At 60.9% G+C, this 19130-nt stretch carries 16 protein-coding genes; 4 read left to right on the forward strand and 12 right to left on the reverse strand.

Features of this window, described 5'->3' with window-relative positions; genetic code table 11:
- Both AX735_RS21580 and AX735_RS21585 read left to right on the forward strand, forming a co-directional pair.
- Positions 1–350: DUF427 domain-containing protein (locus AX735_RS21580; protein ID WP_156447574.1), on the forward strand; the 350-nt coding region annotated here is incomplete at its 5' end.
- 140 nt (positions 351–490) lie between these two features.
- Positions 491–1420: a DNA N-6-adenine-methyltransferase gene (locus AX735_RS21585; protein WP_082751247.1), complete on the forward strand. Its 930-nt coding sequence runs from the start codon at positions 491–493 to the stop codon at positions 1418–1420.
- A gap of 175 nt (positions 1421–1595) precedes the next feature.
- Here AX735_RS21585 and AX735_RS21590 read toward each other — a convergent pair whose 3' ends face one another.
- From AX735_RS21590 to AX735_RS21635, 10 genes are all read right to left on the reverse strand, one after another.
- Entirely contained in the window at positions 1596–2342 is a 747-nt protein-coding gene (locus AX735_RS21590) for a hypothetical protein (RefSeq protein WP_066284664.1), read from the reverse strand.
- A 9-nt stretch (positions 2343–2351) separates the two neighbouring features.
- Positions 2352–3374, reverse strand: a complete 1023-nt coding sequence (locus tag AX735_RS21595; protein WP_066284667.1) for an RES family NAD+ phosphorylase — start codon at positions 3372–3374, stop codon at positions 2352–2354.
- A gap of 5 nt (positions 3375–3379) precedes the next feature.
- The gene (locus AX735_RS21600; protein ID WP_066284670.1) at positions 3380–4315 is read right to left on the reverse strand and encodes a sce7725 family protein; all 936 of its coding nucleotides are present in this window, start codon (positions 4313–4315) and stop codon (positions 3380–3382) included.
- 7 nt (positions 4316–4322) lie between these two features.
- The gene (locus AX735_RS21605) at positions 4323–5180 is read right to left on the reverse strand and encodes a sce7726 family protein (protein ID WP_202189640.1); all 858 of its coding nucleotides are present in this window, start codon (positions 5178–5180) and stop codon (positions 4323–4325) included.
- 446 nt (positions 5181–5626) lie between these two features.
- Positions 5627–6883 carry an ATP-binding protein gene (locus AX735_RS21610; protein WP_231750214.1) on the reverse strand — a complete coding sequence of 419 codons (1257 nt, stop codon included), beginning with the start codon at positions 6881–6883 and terminating at the stop codon, positions 5627–5629.
- Between the two features lie 68 nt (positions 6884–6951).
- Entirely contained in the window at positions 6952–7629 is a 678-nt protein-coding gene (locus tag AX735_RS21615; RefSeq protein ID WP_066284683.1) for a response regulator transcription factor, read from the reverse strand.
- Between the two features lie 4 nt (positions 7630–7633).
- Positions 7634–9013, reverse strand: a complete 1380-nt coding sequence (locus AX735_RS21620; protein WP_066284688.1) for an efflux transporter outer membrane subunit — start codon at positions 9011–9013, stop codon at positions 7634–7636.
- On the reverse strand, positions 9010–12114 hold the full coding sequence (locus AX735_RS21625; RefSeq protein WP_066284690.1) for an efflux RND transporter permease subunit: 3105 nt from the start codon (positions 12112–12114) through the stop codon (positions 9010–9012). Before AX735_RS21625 ends, AX735_RS21620 begins: the two co-directional genes overlap by 4 nt.
- A complete protein-coding gene (locus AX735_RS21630) occupies positions 12114–13103 on the reverse strand; it encodes an efflux RND transporter periplasmic adaptor subunit (RefSeq protein WP_066284701.1) in 990 nt (329 codons plus the stop codon). Before AX735_RS21630 ends, AX735_RS21625 begins: the two co-directional genes overlap by 1 nt.
- A gap of 483 nt (positions 13104–13586) precedes the next feature.
- Positions 13587–15116 (reverse strand): exonuclease domain-containing protein, encoded by a 1530-nt coding sequence (locus AX735_RS21635; RefSeq protein ID WP_066284694.1) that lies wholly within the window; start codon positions 15114–15116, stop codon positions 13587–13589.
- Between the two features lie 183 nt (positions 15117–15299).
- Here AX735_RS21635 and AX735_RS21640 point away from each other — a divergent pair, with 183 nt between their 5' ends.
- Positions 15300–16109: a hypothetical protein gene (locus tag AX735_RS21640; protein ID WP_156447575.1), complete on the forward strand. Its 810-nt coding sequence runs from the start codon at positions 15300–15302 to the stop codon at positions 16107–16109.
- A gap of 453 nt (positions 16110–16562) precedes the next feature.
- On the forward strand, positions 16563–17837 hold the full coding sequence (locus AX735_RS21645) for a hypothetical protein (RefSeq protein ID WP_156447576.1): 1275 nt from the start codon (positions 16563–16565) through the stop codon (positions 17835–17837).
- A gap of 61 nt (positions 17838–17898) precedes the next feature.
- Here the strand turns inward: AX735_RS21645 and AX735_RS24700 are convergent, their stop codons facing one another.
- Positions 17899–18063, reverse strand: a complete 165-nt coding sequence (locus tag AX735_RS24700; protein WP_082751248.1) for a helix-turn-helix domain-containing protein — start codon at positions 18061–18063, stop codon at positions 17899–17901.
- A 153-nt stretch (positions 18064–18216) separates the two neighbouring features.
- A complete protein-coding gene (locus tag AX735_RS21650; protein ID WP_066284697.1) occupies positions 18217–18783 on the reverse strand; it encodes a hypothetical protein in 567 nt (188 codons plus the stop codon).
- Between the last annotated feature and the right edge of the window lie 347 nt (positions 18784–19130).

A 19130-nucleotide genomic window follows, 5' to 3' on the forward strand; every position in this document is an offset into this window, starting at 1 on the left:
CCTTTGAGACGAGCCATCCGCCGAGCTACTACATCCCGCCCGCCGACATTGCGCCCGGTATTTTGCGGCGCGCCGCCGGCAGCTCGTTCTGCGAATGGAAAGGCGCTGCCAGCTACTGGGATGTCGTGATCGGCGACCATGTGCTGCCTCGGGTCGGGTGGAGCTATCCAAATCCCAGCGCCAGTTTTGTGATGCTGCGCGACCACGTCGCCTTCTATGCCGGGCCTTTCGACAGCTGCACGGTCGATGGCGAAACCGTAATCCCCCAGCCGGGTGCGTTCTATGGCGGCTGGATCACGTCAAACTATGCCGGTCCGTTCAAGGGTGGGCCGGGGTCAATGGGCTGGTAGCGATGCGTCCGCAAGCCATCACTCCCTGCAAGGAGCATTTGGCCTCCCAAAACTAGGCTGCGCAGTTGACTGCCCTTTACTCGCCCGACACTCGCCGGCAAGAATGATCAGAATATGATCTCAAGGAGGTTCAGATTCTGGTGCATCAAATACGCGAGGCTCGGCGCCAATCTGGCTGGACCCAGCGTGTCTTGGCTGAACGTGCGGGCGTGTCGGCCCAGGCACTAAAGCGACTTGAAAAAGGCATCGGCTCAACCCGGACGTTGATGGCTGTGATGCAGGCGCTTGATTTCCGACTGACCGGCCTGTCGAGTGGGGACAGCCTTGGCGAACAGTTGAGGATCCAACGCAAGAAGCGCGGTTGGTCCCTTGATCGCCTTTCTGAGCGCACGAGCTTGTCGCGCACGACAATAGCGGAACTGGAACGTGGCCGCGGGACAGTCGCGAGCCTTGAACGTCTGCTTGCTGTAGTAGCGCCGAAGCTCAAACGCCGGGCGCCGGAGCGCGCTTATTGGGGCGAGGGGCAAAAGGAAGACCGGGACAGCCGCTTTACGCCGCCGGAATTTATGGCTCACATCTATGAGGCTTTCGGTCCAGTCGATCTCGACCCTTGCAGTCATGAAGCCAGCCCAGTGCTGGCTCGCAGATACATCCGGCTCGCTGACGGCGGTGATGGCCTTGCCGAACCGTGGGACGGCGATCTGGTTTACGTCAACCCGCCATACTCAAGGCTCCTTGTCTGGCTGCGTCGCGCTTACGAGCAGTGGCGCACGGGGAATGCGCGCACTGTAGTATGCCTCGTGCCAGTGCGCACTGACTCTGCACTGTTCCAGGAGGTGCTCAGCCTCGACGCAGATATATTCCTGCTCAAAGGTAGAGTCCCATTTCTCGACCTCAGTGGCAGGCGTCAGCATACACCATTTTCATTGATGCTGGTGACCTTGGGGGCCACGATTGAGCAGAAGGCCAGATTAGCACAATTGGTGGCGGGGATCTGGATGACCAGTGCCGATGATGGAGCGCTCAATTCATTTCGCAGCAAGCACCCTGGCAACGCCGTGCGAGAATGAGATGCGCTGAATCCTGATCGGCGAATCTCGACCAAGTTCGGTCGTTCGCCCCAGCCACCGGCAATCTCCGTTTCAGCCAGAAGCCGCCGATTGCCCGAACGCGAGCGTTTGTTAGGCTTACCCTAGCCCCGGCGTGGCGCTGCCCTTTGGAATGAAGTCGGTTATCGAAGATAGGTCACAGCAGGCCGAGCAACTGAAGCCAGCTGCTCAACGTGTCGGCGATCGTCATGATCAGCGCGTAAAGCGAAGCATTGTCATTTATGACTTCCTTGGCGATCAGTCCGGCCACGGCCGTAGCGGCGCCCTTCGCGGCGAGGACCGCAGCTGAATTCAACCAGCCCCCTTCCGTTGCGGCAAGTTGCCGCAGCCGGCTTTCAGCGCGTTCGACCGCAACAGGATCCGCAGTCTGCTCGGCGTTCGGTTTGGCGAGTTCGCCGCGAATTTCGACGATGCTCGCGCGAACTGCATCGATCTGCTCGGTCGCGATATCTAATCGGAATTCTGCAGGCGCGCGGTTGTGACCGATCATCGGAGATCGGTCACCTAATTCGGCGAGCCGCTGATCTAGCGCATCAAGCTGGCTAGGCAGTGCAGCTAGACGCCGGAGGAGCAGCACATTGTCTTCTGGGGCTTCCTCATCTGGAAAGTCTTCGAGCCCGAAGTCGATATTCTCGATCAACACATGGCCATTGGTATGGGTCTCTCGCATGTTTTCCGCGCCGACCGGATATTCCCATAACTCCCACGAGATGGTGCCGAGCGAGGGATGCTCAATCTCAGCGGAGTAACCGATCTCGGTCCCCATCTGCCGCTCATCCGCGGCGAACTCTGCCCATTCCAGTTCATCAGCGGCGATCGTGAAAATCTCGCCTGTCGTTGCGTGCCTGATGCGGGCTATGCCGCGAGAATAGATCGTCGCCACTTGCCGAGCCTATGCCGCTACCACATCGACCAGGACCTTGGTCACATTGAACAGCGATACGGCACCGCCGGTTGCCTGCTCGGGATCAAAAAGCGCCAAGTTTATGCCGTCGCTGACCGAGCTACGATACACGACGCCGTCAAATCCACTCTTCTTGATGAACTCGCACAGATACTGGCTGGGGATGTAGTCGATCGCCGCACCGGCCGGCTGAACCGGCCGTGTCAGTTCTTCGCCGAGCCGTTCTAGGAACGGCAGATCGGCCCGCAACTGGCCGATCTCGCTCGCATCGGTGAGAATGAATGGGGAGACCAGCTTGCGCGGATTGCGCAGGTCGACCGCGTTGATCTCGGGGATGGTGAAATCGGCGACACAGGCGACCTCGCCAGTATGTGGCCTGATCTCGGCTGCCGCTGTTTCGGGGAGTGACCCCAGATACAGATACGGGATGCCCGCAGGATTGGCGCGGCCGTGCGACGAGCGTCGCTTGGGCGGCGCGCCCATCTTGTCGATCGGGAAGACCTCATCGTCAGTGCGGATCCGCGCTCGATACCATTGCCGGGGCAATGGCGGCGCGATCAACATGTCGAGCAGCTGGCGGAGCCGGTCGAGATCGATGCGGACGTCGAGGAACCAGCGATTAGCGTACATCATCTCGTCGCGCAGTTTGTCCCACTGCGCGAGACCTTCGCTGATATAGCTCGCCGACGGCGCGAAAGCGCGCCGAACGATCTCGCCATCGTCAAGGATTTCGCCGAGCAGTTCCTTGGCGTGCGCGACATCCATTCGCTCATGGCTGAAGAGCTGCCAATCGTCCTTCATCCATTCGACTAGCGACTTTCCGTCGTCGTTCGGCTCGTAGACGTTCACCAGCAGCTCGAAATAATTGGCGAGCTTGCTAGGGTCGACGAGCTGGGTGTCGACGGTTCCGCAGAAATCGCAGGTCCCATGGCCAGGATTGAGCGACGGGAAGAGCTGATCGCGCAAGCCGCGATCGTCAAAGCACTCCGGGCAGCAGTAACGTTGGGCCATGAGGTTCAGCCAAGATAGTCAGCGAGCGTCTCGATGTGATGCTTCATCGAGAGCTTTTTGACATAGCCGAGCCCCGGGAAATGGCCCTTCGCGTGAAGGTCGCGAAACTCCTTGATCGCCTCGGTTTCGAGAATGTGGGATGTTCCGCTGTTCAGCTTCTGGATTAGCTTCGCAAGAGCCTGAGCGAACTTGCCGGCGGGATCGGTCGGCGTATCCTTCGTGTCGGAGACGAAGTGATAGATGTACATCACGTCGTCTTTGTCGGGATCGATGAAGGTCAGGTGGATCGCCACCGCATAGGCAGGTCCGCCGCCCTCGCTGTAGACGTCGCCCACAATGAGGAAGTCGCCGAAGCCTGCCATTCCGAGATCGTCGTAGGTAACGTGGAGATCGGAGAACTCTTCCATCGCAGGATAATCGGCGTTGCGTTGGCGCTTAAAGCCATCGCGCACCAGAATGCGCGTGCTCTGGTCGAAATGCTTCCGGTAGAGCAGCTTTGCGTGGTCTTCCACGAAGACGTTGGTGAGGCCAGCCATGCCGTTTTCCAGTTCGGCCGCCAATGCCTTAGGCGCGGTGAAACCCGCATGGACCAGCACCGGATGATGATCGGCGTGAAGGTCGTAGCACGCCATCACCTCTTCGGCGGTCATGTCGCTTCGCAGCAGTATACCAGCAGCAATATTGTCGGTGCCAATAAAGCCCTCTTGCAGCAAGCTGGTTATGCTTGTTCCGTCTTCCTGATGGTCGCCGTGATAAGGGTTTACGATCACGATCGCCCTCCCGCCCGCATTGCAGACTGCGCTCAAGGCTTTTTTTAGGCCGCCGAGCGCTTCGCGCACTGGCTCGATCACGGGCACGAAATTCTTTTCGGCGAGCAGCTTCGCCATCTCGCGAATCGTGATCAGCTCGAACTGCTTTCCGCGGAAATAAGGGTAATACATTCGCTCGTCAGCTCCAGGCCATGGCCGCTTGCAGTGGTGTCCTGACCGCATCGACGAGCCGTGGATGGTCGGCGCGGCGGACTGAGACTGATAGCGCTGCTGCTTGCAAGGACACGGGCAGACGATCAACGAGGTCGCCAAGAGGGGCAAGATCGCGGGTTCGCTTGAGCGTGCGAACCATCTCGATGTGGAGCGAGGCAGGATCTAAATTCGCAAACAGGCCGCGCATCGCGGAGTGCCGCTGGGTGTTCGGCACCTGCGGCACCATCACACCCATTGCCTTAAGAATCGCAGCCGCTTCAGCCGTGCGAAGCGATTCGAAGACTGTGACCGGGCAAATGCGCTCGGGGCAGTCGATGGCTTCGCGCACGGTCGAGATGCGATAGCGCTTGGAGAGGCACATCACGCCGACATCAGCAGGAACCATCGCTAGCACGCCCTCGACATGACCTTCACATGCGATCACGTTTACTTTCGCAAACACGCGCTTGTAGTTATCGACCTGATTGGCGAGACGCGCGAGAGAGTCACGCTCCGACTTGATCTCGTAAACCGTTGCTGTGCCATTGAGGATCACGAGGTCCGCTTTGCATTTGCCTGCCCGAAACTCGTTCAGCATTGAGGCGGTGCGCAGACTATGCGTACCCATCAACACCTTATGGCTGATCGCTGCGCGGTAGATATATTCGTCGCGGTGACCAGCGACTTTCAGGATATCAAACGCGGAGTCGAAAGTGTCGCCCACCGTCGCGTGCGCGCTCGCACGTTCGATCAGGTCGGTCTGTGCGATCAGCCGGCAAAACAGGGCAGACCGGCCCTTCTTGGCCATCTCACGGAAGACGGTTGCGGAAAACAGCCGCGTCAAAGCGGAGATTTGTGGTGCGCTGTAGATCGTTATTCTCCCGCCTGCGCGGCACATTGCACCGTACGGCCGAGCCTATCTTAGCGGACATTTCTTTCATAAGGAATCGAGGAAATCGCAAGATCGGACACAGCGATCCTTCACCGAGGAAATTGCGAGCATCATATTGTCGCAACGGGTCATTGTCTCGACATTGCCGACCAGACCAAACGTTGGGCGTCCGGTAATGGCTATAGACCCGCCACCTGACCCAACGCTCCGGAATGGCGGGATTGTCCCACAACCTTCCCGCAGCTGCCGATCCAAACTCGGTCGTTCGCGATAGCCAGATTGAACGCCTGGTTTCGCCAAAAGCCGCCATGCTGCTTTCGGCATTTTGCATCACCGCCGCGCATGACCGTTTGTGGGTGGAATTCCGAGCGGCAGTAATGACGCAATGCCGCATAAGATCAAAACTCGGCGTGCACACCGAAGCCCGGGCGCGGTGCAATGGTGGCTCTGCCAGAATGCGCCGCAACGATTGCCGCAACCATGGCCAGCCCCAGACCGTGACCCGGCGTTGATCGGCTGCGGTCGACACGGGCGAACCGGTTGAAGAGCTCGGGTGCCTCATCTTCGCTCACGCCCGGACCATTATCAGTGACGGCAAGGCTGATGCCGTCATGAGTGCTTGCGAGGGCGATGCGGACGGTGGTCCCGCGCGGCGTGTGCTGCGCGGCATTGTCGAGCAGGTTCGTGAGCATCTGTTGCAGCAGTCTGCGATCGCCAGGCATGGTGAGGCCGGGCTTAACGCTGGTGAGAAGCTGGTGGCCGCTGCTCTCCATTGAGGGTCGGAACGCCTCTGCCACATCGGTCACCACCGCGCTGAGATCCACCGTCTGGAAGTGCGCGCGGGCGGCCATGCCTTCGACTTCGGCAATCCGCAGCAGGGCGGAAAAGACCTCCAGCAGTTCACCAGCTTCGCTTGCTGCCGCTTCGATTGCCTCGCGTTGCAGCTCGGGGTTGAGCGCGCGCAGGGCCTCGTCGAGCCGGTTTTGCAACCGCGTGAGCGGCGTGCGCAGGTCGTGGGCAACATCGCTGGATACCTGGCGCAGGTTCTCCATCAGCCCGGCGATGCGGTCGAGCATCCGGTTAAGCGTCGTGGCTACGCTGTCAAACTCGTCGCCGCTTCCGGTCAGCGGCACGCGCCGCGACAGATCGCCGGCGATGATCGCAGCAGCCGTGTGATCGATGCGAGCAAGGCGGCGGCGAGTGACAATGCCCACCAGCCAAGCGGCACCGATGCCGAGCAACAGCATGGTGCCAAATGCGCCGAGGAACAGGAGGATGAAGCGGTTGTCCATTTCGTCGATCGCGGCGCGATCCGCTCCGACAAGCAGCCGATAGCCACCCGGAAGGGCCGTGGTCAGCGATTGCGCGATCCGCTCTTCGCCGTTCACCTTGTAAGGCAGCAGCTCGACATAACCGGGCTTCAGCGGGACTGTCGTATCGAGCGATCCCGCTACGGGTCTGTCTTGGGCATCGACGAGCCGATAGCCGAGGCTTGCCGTGCTGCTTGCCGCCTCGCGCCGACGGATGGCGGCAGCCACGCCTTCATGCCCGTCCTGCCCTTCATCGATCAGCGCTTGCGTCTCGATGGCGATGCGGTGATCGAGTTGTAGTTCGAGTGCCTCATGGGTGGTTTCGAATGCGACCGCACCGATCACCAGCGTTGCGAGCGCAAAGCCGAGAGCGACAGCAGCCACCAGACCGAACGTGCCGCGCCACCAGCGCTTCATCCGCCGTCCTTGATGAGATAGCCCGCGCCGCGCACGGTCTCGATCGGATCGCTGTCGAACCCGGCATTGAGCTTGGAGCGCAACCGGCTGAGGTGGGTCTCTACGATATTGGTCTTGGGGTCGAAGTCGAAATCCCAGACCCGTTCGAGCAACATGGTGCGGGTCATGATCCGCCCAGGGTGCCGCATCAGCTCGGCCAGAAGCGTGAATTCGCGGGGCTGAAGTGCGATCTTGCGTCCTTCGCGCGTTACGGTGCGACGGTGCAGATCGAGCACAATGTCGCCTGCGATCAGCCGGGCTGGCTCCGCCGCCGTCGAGGGACGACGACCAAGCGCATGGAGGCGTGCCGCCAGCTCGCTGAAGGCGAAGGGTTTGATCAGATAATCATCCGCTCCGCCCTCCAGTCCTTCGACCCGATCGGCAATCCCACTGACCGCTGTCAGCATTAGCACTGGAGTCGTGTTCCCGGCAGCGCGCAGGGCCTTAACAAGTGCAAGGCCATCCAGCCCCGGCAGCATCCGGTCGACGACCATTGCATCAAAGCCGCCATCGGTTGCGTGGAACAGCCCATCGCGGCCGTCGGCAGTAGTCACCACCTGATGGCCCAGTTCGGCCAAGCCGCGGGCGATGAACTGGTTGGTATCAGCGTCGTCCTCGACGATCAGGATTCTCATGCGATCATTCTAGCGGATCACCACCGCTGCGCCAGCCACCGCCAAGCGCCCGGAAAAGCGCCACCTGCGCCTGCGCGACGGCGAGTTCAGACTGTGCGAGCGACAGTTCGGCCTGCGCCAGCGTGCGATCAGCATCGATCCGCAGCAGCGGTGCCGCATCGCCAAGCCGGACGCGCGCCTCGGCGCGGCGGGCGTAGAGGCGTCCCTCATCTCGGGCCTCTGCCAGCGCCCGATTGCGGCGCAATTCTCCGTCATAAGCCGCAAGCGCCGTCTCCACATCGCGCAGCGCGCGGAGGACCGTTACATCCCATCCGGCCAGCGCTGCCCGCTCGGTCGCCTCGGCCTGTTCGATCCGCGCGCGGGCCGGGGCCTGATTGGGGAAGGCCCAGCTCACCAGCGGCGAGCGCGTTGCAACCAGCCCCCCGCTCAACAGGCCCAGCGCCCCACCAAGGTTGATGCGGGGGTAGAGGTCAGCACGCGCCACGCCGATCCGTGCGGTGGCGGCAGCAAGGCGGCGTTCGGCCTCGCGGATGTCAGGGCGGCGCAGCAGCAGCGCGGTTCCATCGCCGACCGGAGCCGCAGTGCGCAGTTTCGGCGGCGCTGCGCAAACAACGGGATTGGTGCGGGCTTCGCTTGCCGGGCGTCCTGCGAGCGTGGCGAGACGATAGCGCGCATTGGCCTGCGCTGCTTCCAGCGGTGCGATGGTCGATTTGGTTGCGGCGACTAGGTTGGCAGCCTGCGACACTTCCAGCGGGGAGACCTCGCCAGCTGCCCGCTGGCTGCGGGTGATTGTCAGCGCACGGTCCTGAAGTGCGACCTGTTCCTGCGCGACGGCAAGGCTGCGGGTTGCGCCGCACAGATCGACATAGGCCAGAACTGTGTCGGCGACGACCGCGACCTTGATGCCGTCGAGCGCAGCGGCCTGCGCTTCCGCATCGGCGCGAGCGGCGAGTGCGCCTGAGCGGAGCCGCCCGAACAGGTCTGCGTCCCAGCTTGCAGTCACCGCCAGATCGTAGTCGGTCGTCGGCACATTGCCCGAGGCGCTGGGCTGATTGGCGGGATTATCGATGCCGAGACTGCTCTCGATCGTCGTTTGCGGCAGGCGCGCTGCCTCGGACTGACGTAGCGCCGCGCGCGCCCCATCAAGATTGGCATAGGCCACCCTGAGATCCGCATTCGCCGCAAGGCTGGCCTCGACAAGGCTGTCGAGCACAGGATCATCATAGAGCCGCCACCAATCATCGGGCACAGGCTCGATCGAGGCAACCGGGAGGCTGGCGAACGGCCCGGCAGCGAGCGCGGGATCGACCTTGGTTGCCGCAGGTGGGGGCGTGGTTGCGCAGGCGGTCACCATCAGGGCAGCGAGGGGGACAAAGCGCTTCATGCCACCGCCTCCGTCAGCTCGGGCTCGGGTGCCGGGCGTTCCTTGCCGAAGCGGGCATAGAGCGCGGGCATCAGGAATAGGTTGAGCGCGGTCGACGAAATCAGGCCACCGAGGATGACGATCGCCATCGGATGCTCGATCTCGTGACCCGGCTTGTCGCCCGCGATCACCAGCGGCACCAGGGCAAGCCCTGCGCACAGCGCGGTCATCAGGATTGGCACTAGACGTTCCTGTGCGCCGCGGAGGATAAGGGCCGGTCCGAACTCTTCGCCCTCGAACCGCCGCAGGTGATCGTAATGCGAGAGCAGCATGATCCCGTTGCGCGCCGAAATCCCGATCACGGTGACAAAGCCGACCAGCGATCCCAGCGACAGAACCCCGCCAGTGAGCGCGACCCCGATGACCCCGCCAACCAGCGCAAAGGGCAGGCTGAGGCCCACCAGCGCCGTGACCCGGGCGGAGCGGAACTCCAGCCAGACGAGCAGCAGAATGCCGAACAGGCAGGCAAGACCCACCGTCCAAAGCCGTTCGCGGGATTCCTTCAGCGCGGCATACTCGCCGAGGATCTCGGGATGATAGCCGGTAGCGAAAGGCACCTCGCTCACCGCCGCCTCGACCCCGCGCGCTACGGCACCGAGATCGGCATCGCTGGCGATGTTGAGCGTGACATCGAGACGGCGCTGACCATCCTCGCGCTTGATCTCGTTGGGCGCGGGCACGATCACGACGTCGGCGACATCACGCAGGCGCACCGGCGCGCCGGCAGGGGTCTGGATCATCAGGTCGGCAAGAGCGTGCTGATCCCCGCGGATTTCAGGCTCGCCCCACAGGGCGACATCGAAAGCCTTCTGGTCGCGATAGATTTCGCCAAGCTTCTCGCCCGCTACGAGGGTCTGTGCCTGCCGCCGCACTTCGCCCGGCGTAAGGCCCAGCGTGACCAGATCAGCCGAGCGCGGGCGAATCTGTATCTGCGGCACGAGCACCTGCTGTTCGACCTTGAGGTCGGTCACACCGGGAATGCTGGCGACCTTGCCGCGCACCCGCTCGGCTGCGGCGCGCAGCTCGTCTTGGTCGGGGCCGTAAATCCGCACAACCACGGTCGCGCCTGCGCCCGAGAGCACTTCCTTGATGCGTTCGCGCAGATAGGTAAGCACGTCGCGGTAAAGGCCGGGATAGCCTTCGACCACTTCCTTGATGCGGGCGACGCTGGCGTCGTAGTCAGCCTCGTCATCGAGGCTGATCCACAGCTCGGTGAAGTTCGGGCCGACCACTTCGTCAGCAGCCTCGGCCCGCCCGATATGCGCCCCGAAGTTTCGCACGCCGGGGATCGCGCGCAGTTCCTTCGAGGCGCGAATGGTGATGCGGTCCATCGCATCGATGCCGACGCCCGGCTTCTCGACGAAGTGCATCAGGAAGTCGGTCTCGCGGAAATCGGGCAGGAACTGGTCCTTGAACCCGACATAGCCCACCCCCGAAAGCAGCAAGCCGCCCGCGACGATGCCCATGGCAAGGCGAGGCCGGTCGATCAGCCGGGGCAGGATGCCGAGATAGCGCTGCTTGAGCGAGGCCACAAAACGCGTGTCGCGATGTTCCTTCATCGGCGCATTGGGGAGCAGCATCAGGCACATCGCAGGCGTGACCACCAGCGCGACCAGAAGCGAGGCGGCAATCGCCAGCACATAGGCAACCGCCAATGGACGGAAGAACGTTCCCGCCACCCCGCCGAGGAAGAAGATCGGCAGGAACACCAGCATGACGATCAGCGAGGCGAAGACCACCGCCGTGCGCACTTCGAGCGAGGCCGAGAGCACCACGGCAAAGGCCGAGCGCGGATTGCCCGCCTCACGGTTCAGGCGGAGACGGCGGGCGATATTCTCGACATCGATGATCGCGTCATCGACCACCTCGCCAAGCGCAATAACCAGTCCGGCGATGACCATTGTGTTGATCGTCGCCCCGCTCCACAGCAGCACGAGGCCCGCTGCCAGCAGCGACAGCGGGATCGCCACAAGGCTGATCGTCGCCTGCCGCCAGTCGCGGGTGAAGGCGAACAGGACGATCGCCACCAGCAGGCAGCCGATCATCAGCGCACGGGTGAGATTGTCGATCGACTTCTCGATGAAGGTTGCCGGGCGGAAGATCGTGGTGTCGATCTTCACGTCCTTGAGGCCGGGTCGCAGCTCTGCGACCGCCGCCTCGACATCGCGGGTAAGCTGGAGCGTGTTGCCCGTCGGCTGCTTCTCGACGATCAGCATGATGCCCGGGCCATCGTCGATTATGGCGTTGCCGATCGGAGCAGCAAAGCCATCGGTCACCCTTGCAACATCGCCGACCCGAACTGGCGCGTCGCCTGCAATCTTGATGACCGTGTTGCCGAGATCATCGGCGGTCTGGATCGCGCTCGCCTGCTGCACCGGCAGTCGCTGGTTGGGCGTATCGACAAAGCCGCCGCCGCCAACCAGCACCGCATCGCCGGTCGCCGCGCGCAGCTCTGCCAGCGTGACGCCCGAGGCTTGCAGCCGGTCGGGATCGGCCAGCACCTGCAGCTGCCGGTCGCGGTAGCCCCAGACGGCGACATTCGCGACGCCCGGCACCGACATCAGCTTGGGCCGGATCGTCCAGCGCACCAGCTCGGATAGTTGCATCTGATCGAGCTTCTTGGACGAGATGCCGATCTTCATCGCCCGGCTCGTGGACGACAGCGGCGGCAGCATGACTGGCGGGCGGGCAGCGGCAGGCAGTCGCGCTTGCACCTGCGCCACCCGCTCCTGCACCAGCTGCCGGGCACGGATCACATCGGTGCCGCGTTCGAACAGGATCGTCACCGAGGAGAGGCCCAGCACCGACTTCGAGCGCAAGGTTGCCAGATCGGGCACGCCGTTAACCGCGGTTTCGATCGGCACTGTAATAAGGCTTTCGACCTCCTCGGTCGACAGGCCCGGCGCTTCGGTCTGGATCTCGACGATAGGCGGAGCGAACTCGGGGAACACATCAAGCGGCACATCAGCGGACCCGCGAAGGCCGAGCACGACCAGCAGCGCCGCCATGGCAAGCACCAGCACGCGCTGCTTGAGCGCGGAGCGAACCAGCCAGGCCAGCATCAGTGTGCGACCCCGAACTCGGTGCCGAACAGCTCGGCAGCGCCTGCCGTGACCACGAGCGTGCCGGGACGCAGACCCCGCGACAGGATCGCGCGACCGCCCTCGGTTGCTGCTACCTCGATCCGCTGGCGCACGTATGTGTCGGCCTCGGTCTTGGCATAGACCCATTCGCCGCCATAGATGTCGCGCAAGATCGCGGAGGTGGGCACCGACAGCCCTTCGCTCCTCTCACCAGCAAGCGGGAGCGCGACGCTAACGCGCTGGCCGACACGGTAGGCCCGATCACGATTGTCGAGCGCGAAATAGAGATCGACGGTGCCCGCGACCGCGTTAGCAGATGGCGGTGCATCGACGGACAGCGCCGATCGTTTCGCGCCATCCTGTCCAAGCGGCGAGACCAGCGCCGACTGACCTTGTTGCAGCCCGGCAAGATCGCTTCCGAACACCGGGACACGCACCCAGACGTAGCGCTGGTTTCCAAGGCTCGCCACCGCTGGCCCGAGCAGGCGGCGCTGGGCCGCAGCCGCATCGGCAGCAGCCTTTGCCGCACCGAGCGCCGCCGTCGCCTCGTCACGCGCGCGAATACTGCCCGCTTCCTCATCAACCAGAGCCGAGGCACGATCATAGGCTACGCGCGCCAAAGCCAGCTGCGCCCGTGCCCTCGCAAGTTCGCCATCAGCGGCGACCTGCTGCAAGCCAAGCTGTTGCAGATTGCTGGCAGAGTTGATCGGCGCGCCGCCGACGCCTGCCGGGATGACGATTTCGCCGCTGGTCATGCGTATGGCCGATGCGGTGCCCGTCCCGATCCGCTCAGTGACAATCCCGAGCCGCTTCTGCGCTTCCGGCGTGAGCTTCAGACGGACAAGCTCGGTCTCGTGGGCGATCGCCTCGCTGTGAACCGGCGGCTTGGCAGGCGCAGCGGGTTCGCCTCCGCACGCGGTCAGGAGGATGGCAGGGGCGAAAGCGACAAGGGCGGAGCGATTTGGCATTCCTGCCGCATAGAGCGCCTGCATTGGGGCAATGTTGGCGGTTCAATACAATTTCCCAATGTTGGCGCGTGATCGGCTTGTGTCTTGGAATTGGGCTACTCGGGGCGGCTATGGGGTCGGTTCCTGCATGTCGGGACTCAGGAAGCGAAACTTGAATAGGCGCAATCAACGCTCCCGAGCAGGCTCGTGTCCGCTTCTGGCAATCCCAGTCATTCAGCATGCCGTTTAGGAACGACGGCTTTGTCCCACAATGCCCCGTTCGGCTTATAACACCAGACACTGCGCACCTCGTCGCCTGAAGCGGTCTCCATCGACACCATCTCCCGCCACAAAATGCCATTAGTTCTGGGCTGCAAAGGTCCATAACGGAACCCTTCAGGGTATGACCTAGGGCAATGACCCGCAGGCTGGTTCATCTAGTCCCACAACGTGCGCATGGACCCTCAGGTCACAATCAACCCGCCCACGCCAACGTTCGAGAGGTCATTTTTCGCGCAGGCGCAGGCGATATTGGTATGGCGCGAGTTGTTCAAGCACCGCAAAGTCCCCGGCTCGAGCGCCATGGAGCGAGAAGAATTCACGAGCCAAGGACCGATTTCTGAAGAACTTTTTCGAACCATCGATATCCGTCATGATTGGCGCGCCGGCACCATAATCGACTGAGACCTGTCGCGGTGCGATCGCCGCCTTGTTGGGTCCGCCGATGGCGTCGGCTGGGAAACGATCGACGATCGAACGAAGATAAATATGCGAATGATCGACATTCGCCTGTGTGATCTCCACCTCACCAATGATTCGGCTGTCTGCGCTTCCTCCTGCCACCGCTGCAGCCGCGGCGAGAGCTTGGCGAACCGGTTCCGGCTTCGCTGGTTGCCTGACAGACGCGGTCATAGCCAAGCTTCGATCGACCTGTTTAGCTAGCAGCACAACCTCAGCCGCAGCTCGAGCATCCTCGCCAGCATCATGGTGCTTAAAGTCCAGCACCAGAACAGACTTCAGATTTGCGAGGCCATAGCCACCGTTCGCTCGCAATTCTGGCCAAGCCCTTCGCGCGATCTGCACGCTGTCGCGCCAATTCCACGCTGGCGGTGACACACCGATTCGCTGGCAGGCGGCGGTAACCGCGCCGCAATCGAAACTGGAATGCTGATACACTGCGAGGCCTTGGAGTGCTTCGCGGAGTACCGCGATCACCTCGGCAAACACTGGGGCACCCGCGACGGTTTGCGCGCTGATGCCATGCATGCCGGTGAACAGCCACTCCTGTACCTCTGGGTCGACATATGTCTTCCACGAGACAATGGTATTGTCCTGGCGCACGCAGGCAACGCCAATCTGGCAGATGCTGCTGCGGTCGTTGTTAGCGGTCTCGACATCGAGCGCGGCAAATCGAAACGGGCCTTCGGGGAATGCCGGCAAACGGCCTTTGTGCGCATAAGACGCTCGTGCGGTCGCTGCCATCTCGCTGAGGCCAAGCGAGCGTTGGCGCTGACGTTCTATTGCTGCCTTTTCCCGCTCGCCCCAGCCCAAGTAGCAGATGGTCTCATCGACCAACTCCACCGGCTCATCATAAACTGCGGTCTTGTGCCCATTCCACGCTACAACCTCGGAAGGCGCAATGGCGATCACTTCAGCTTCCAGCTGTCCGATGTCCGCAGTGTCGGGCAAGACAATCCAGACCGCGCGGCAATGGCGGGCGACGAACTCGTTGCGCAGCTTCTTGGCGATGCTGCCATCCGCCTCGGTGGTTGGGTCGAGCCGCTGTCGCCACATCCTCCCAGTGTTGTACATGGTCGAGAAATAATGGCTGAGGTGCTCAGAGCCGGTCCGGTGTTTTTGATGGATTCGGCTGTGTAAGGTCTGCCCCGGAGATTTCGTCGAGCCGATATAGCGCAAACAGCCCAGATGATCGACCAGGCCATAGAGCCCACGTGCATCCTTGGGAGCTTCGCGCGTGTGGCGGTGCGGGGCCGCAAGCAGCTGTGCCAGCAGGTTTTGTGCCGAGAAATTCATTGCAGTCCTCGAAAAAGGGGGAGCCAAATTTTGGCATTTTGCGACTAAATGACGATGAATGGCCAATGATGGCTCTGATTGCCGTCTCTCCGTGCTGTCACGCGTGCCCTCGCGTTTGGGGATCAGTCTCTGGGAGAAAGGTGTGCCCCCGTCTCTGAACTGCCGGTGTTATGCGCGAAGACCATGCTCGCCCAGCTGCTAAAGGCGCTCTGGGTTATCGCCGGTCAACCGGTAGAAACTCTAGATGCCGATGCCGGCAACCGAGCGGTCAGGAGCTCGGATTCTGCAGTCAGGCCCGTAGGGTGGGGAGTGCAGACGAGCGTTGCTCCGGAGATCGTTGCCACCCTCCTTGGCAATCATGTGATTCTTGATTTGGGGGCCAATGCTCTTGCCTCCAAGCGCGAGATCGCAGATCTGGTGCCAGCTTTGCGGCTTCAGTTTGCGGGCGCCGACTATCGCTGCCTCGCACTGATGCCGATCAGCACTAATAAGCTGGGTGCAGGAGGCTCATTAATGGGCTTGGCGGACGAACTCGAGGGTTTCGAGAAGATCGGTGTTCGCGTTAATCGCGATGCTTCGGGCAATTACGACCCTGAGTTCAGCCCTGCCGCGTGCGTGGAACTGGGACACCTGTCGCCGGGCTATCAGGAATACATCCGCAAGTTCGGCGGCTCTTTGGCCGAAGCTGTTCTGAATCCACCTCCTGGATACCGGATCGCAGCTTCCCAAGTCGGCCACTGGATGCTTCAGTTTCTGAAGCAGCCGCTAATTGCCGATCTGTTTGGGCCCCGTCCTGCAGATTTGATCCGGCAGGCATACCCAGAGCAACCCCACCGAACCTCTTTTCAGGTTCTTCATCTGTCAGATGTGACCGATGAGGCACTCATCGAGAACGCTCGAAAGTCCAAGATTCTCAAGGGGATCACTGGTCAAGGGTGGACCGCCGAAGGCCTTCGAGCGGTAGCAGACAAGATCGATGACGGCGCACTGTAGGAGCATTCCGCGCCGAAACATGCACCGATTTTTCTTGAATTTGCCACCCGAGCCCAGTTCGGGTGGCTTTTTCAATGCTCGGCTATTGACCGCACATTGTCGCTGCAGCGCACATTAATGGTTCGAGTGTAAAGAGCAAATAATCGCCAAGACCATTGGTCGAGCAATGTAGGTAGGCGCACTACCGCAAATTGGGCAGAAGCCCAATCTGCTGTGCGGTTGGTTGGCAAACCACCATTTGGCAAAATCGAGTCGGAAGGATTCTCAAGAAAGATTCGTAGGGTTGTCGATCGGGCATTGGAAAAGCGGCCCAAGTCAGGGTAATACTATAACAAATCGGTCACAGTTTGCGACTATCTGACATCTTACGGAATTTAATATTATATATTTTCTTGTGAATCCTTGGTGTCGATCCCAGAATATATGAGGCTTCCGGTTGGCGGGGATTTGATCGTGGCAAAGCTCTCAGATTTTGATCAGGCGATGCTAAAGGCAGCGAGGGCACTGGCTAGGCTTCAGCGGATACAGGAAGGCATTGAGACTTTTGAGTCCGAAGACGTCATGGGCGTCCGCCATTGGAGACCCGCCCCGAAGCTGAAAACGCCGTCGCATATCGCTGTCGATACCGCACAAAAGATACCCTTCCACAAGCCAGTCGCGCGGTCTCTACGTCTGACAAATGCCGCTGGTGCGACCTCGTTCACCTTTCAGCACCGACGGGTCAACAAAGTGACCAGGCAAATGGTGCAGGACGGATTTCGGAACCGGCCAGGAGCTGCACGTGCCCATTGTCGCTACATCGAGCGAGATGCCGCTGTCGCACAGCTCGAGCCTGAATTCACCCAGCATGCTGATCAGGCCGTCGCCGTCCCAGAGATCGGATACGCCGACGCAGAGACCACAACCGTTCATCCTGCCAATAGTGTGGTCACCCATGATGAATACATCGCACGGACGAACGCCGTAGCCATCCAGCCCGATGGAACGCGCGCATTGCTGACCAACATCGACCATGACGACGATGAGCGGGCCAGATTCTGGACTCTTGTCGAAGAGCATGAAGCAGTGGCGAGCCGTGACCAGATCATATTTCGGTTCAATGACGCCCCGGGCTTCTGGAAAGACGTTGCTGCGAGCCCTGGCTGCCCAGCGCCGCTGCACAAAGCGTTGAAGGCCTGCGATCCAGATAAAGCCGTTACTCTTGAAATCCAATCGGGGAAGGAGCTTCGGCGATTTCTAGAGCAGATAGCTGCATCGAGCAGGGATAGTGGGGTTACGAAAGTCCCTGCCAGGTTCAAGGACGGACGGAAGGGCCGAACCCAGTATCGGATTGTCGGCGAACTCCCAAATGAACTGACACCCAATGAGCGCTTCTCGATCGTTCGGGAGTTCGCCCAGATGTTTGAGGAACGGAAGCTTCCCTTCGTTGCGGTCATGCACGCGCCGGATCACCTGAACGATGAGAAGAACTGGCATTTCCACCTTGATTACTACGACCGGCCGTGTCGGCGCATCGATGCCCGTGACATATTGGAGCTTGCCGCCAAGGGCTTCTCGACTGACCGGCTGAAACCGGGAATGTGGGATTTTGCAGTTGTCCTACCCAAGCGCGGGCGCACCAATGGTCGATCGACACCCTTACGCCAGAACAAGGTCAGTGAGGTGTCAGGCAAGTCCTGGCTCAAACAGCTGCGGACAGGCGGGCGCGCTTTAAGATCGCTGACTTGAGTGAAGGTGAAGCCCTTGGCGCGAGTCATCTCTGCGTTGTTACGCGGTGCGGAGGGTGCTCTCATTTGGCGCCTCCCAGCAATGCTTCCACGCTCTCAAGCAGAATGCGTCGAGATCTTCCGATCTTGACTGACTTCAACCTGCCATCGGCCAGCAGTGAATAAACGGTCGTTCGGCCTACAGAAAGGCGTCGCATGGTTTCGGCAATGGTAATCACATGATTCATCTGGTTTTTCCTTTCGTCGTAGCCAGCAGGGCGCTGGGTGACGAAAGCCCAAGACGGGAGGTAGGATGTCCTTAAAACGTCGCAAATTGCCCGCTTAAGTGCGTAATCTGCGCCAAATGAATGGATTGTGCGAAATGCGCCAAATTACGTGGCTCAACCAACGCTAGGCCGATTTTTGTGGATGACTTTCAGGATTCCATTGGTGATGGATTGCAGGTTTCGGGCGCTCGGCGGAGAGGCGCCCAAAGCTTTGTATTCAGCTTCTAGATCCGTTGCCAATACACGGGGTGTAAGCGTTGCAAAATCGTCACGATCAGCGAGCAGATATCGTGCGGTTAGCGCCGCAATCACTTCGCCATGATAACCGGAGGAGCGGCCACTACCCCTTTCTTTCGCCTCTGCTGCTTCAGGGGCAGGCGGTGCATGGTCCGTGATGATTTTTTCGACCTGCGCCTCATCAAAGTGGATACCGATATACTCTTCAGATTGATATTTCGCAGTGCCCGTCTCCCAAAGTGAGGATGGACAGCTTTGCCTGAAGTTCTGCCAGATTTCCGGTGCTACCCTCTTGTTCATAATGGGCGAACTATCGAGCCTTTGCGTCACCGCTGCGCTGGCGCGAATTTGCCCGCAACCCAACCACATTAGAAGGAAATCCTTTGCCTTCTCCGCGTCCCCAATCACGTCCGATGCGCGCTTCAGGGCTTCCTTAGGTATCATTTTTCCATGCGCCTTGCTGGTTACACACGCGGCGGCAACGTAATGACTGAGTGATAAAGAACCCTAAATGAGCGCTACCGGACGGCAGAGCAAAATGGGAATGGTGTTGCTAACCACTCCCATTGCCCGACATTCAATCTTCCGTATGCTTGCAGGCTATAGTCGGGGAGCGAAGTTCTACAGCGAGCAACAGGCCCACAGGGTGACAGCGTCCCTGCAACCACTCCCACAAAGCCCAGTCACATTTTCATGTTTTTTTCATGGAAACCGCCACCATCTTTCTCAAGTCATTGAAAAGATGGTGGGCGCGGCAGGGATTGAACCTGCGACCCCACCCGTGTGAAGGG

The organism is Blastomonas sp. CCH1-A6 (genome assembly GCF_001556365.1).
In the GTDB taxonomy this organism is placed as follows: domain Bacteria; phylum Pseudomonadota; class Alphaproteobacteria; order Sphingomonadales; family Sphingomonadaceae; genus Blastomonas; species Blastomonas ursincola.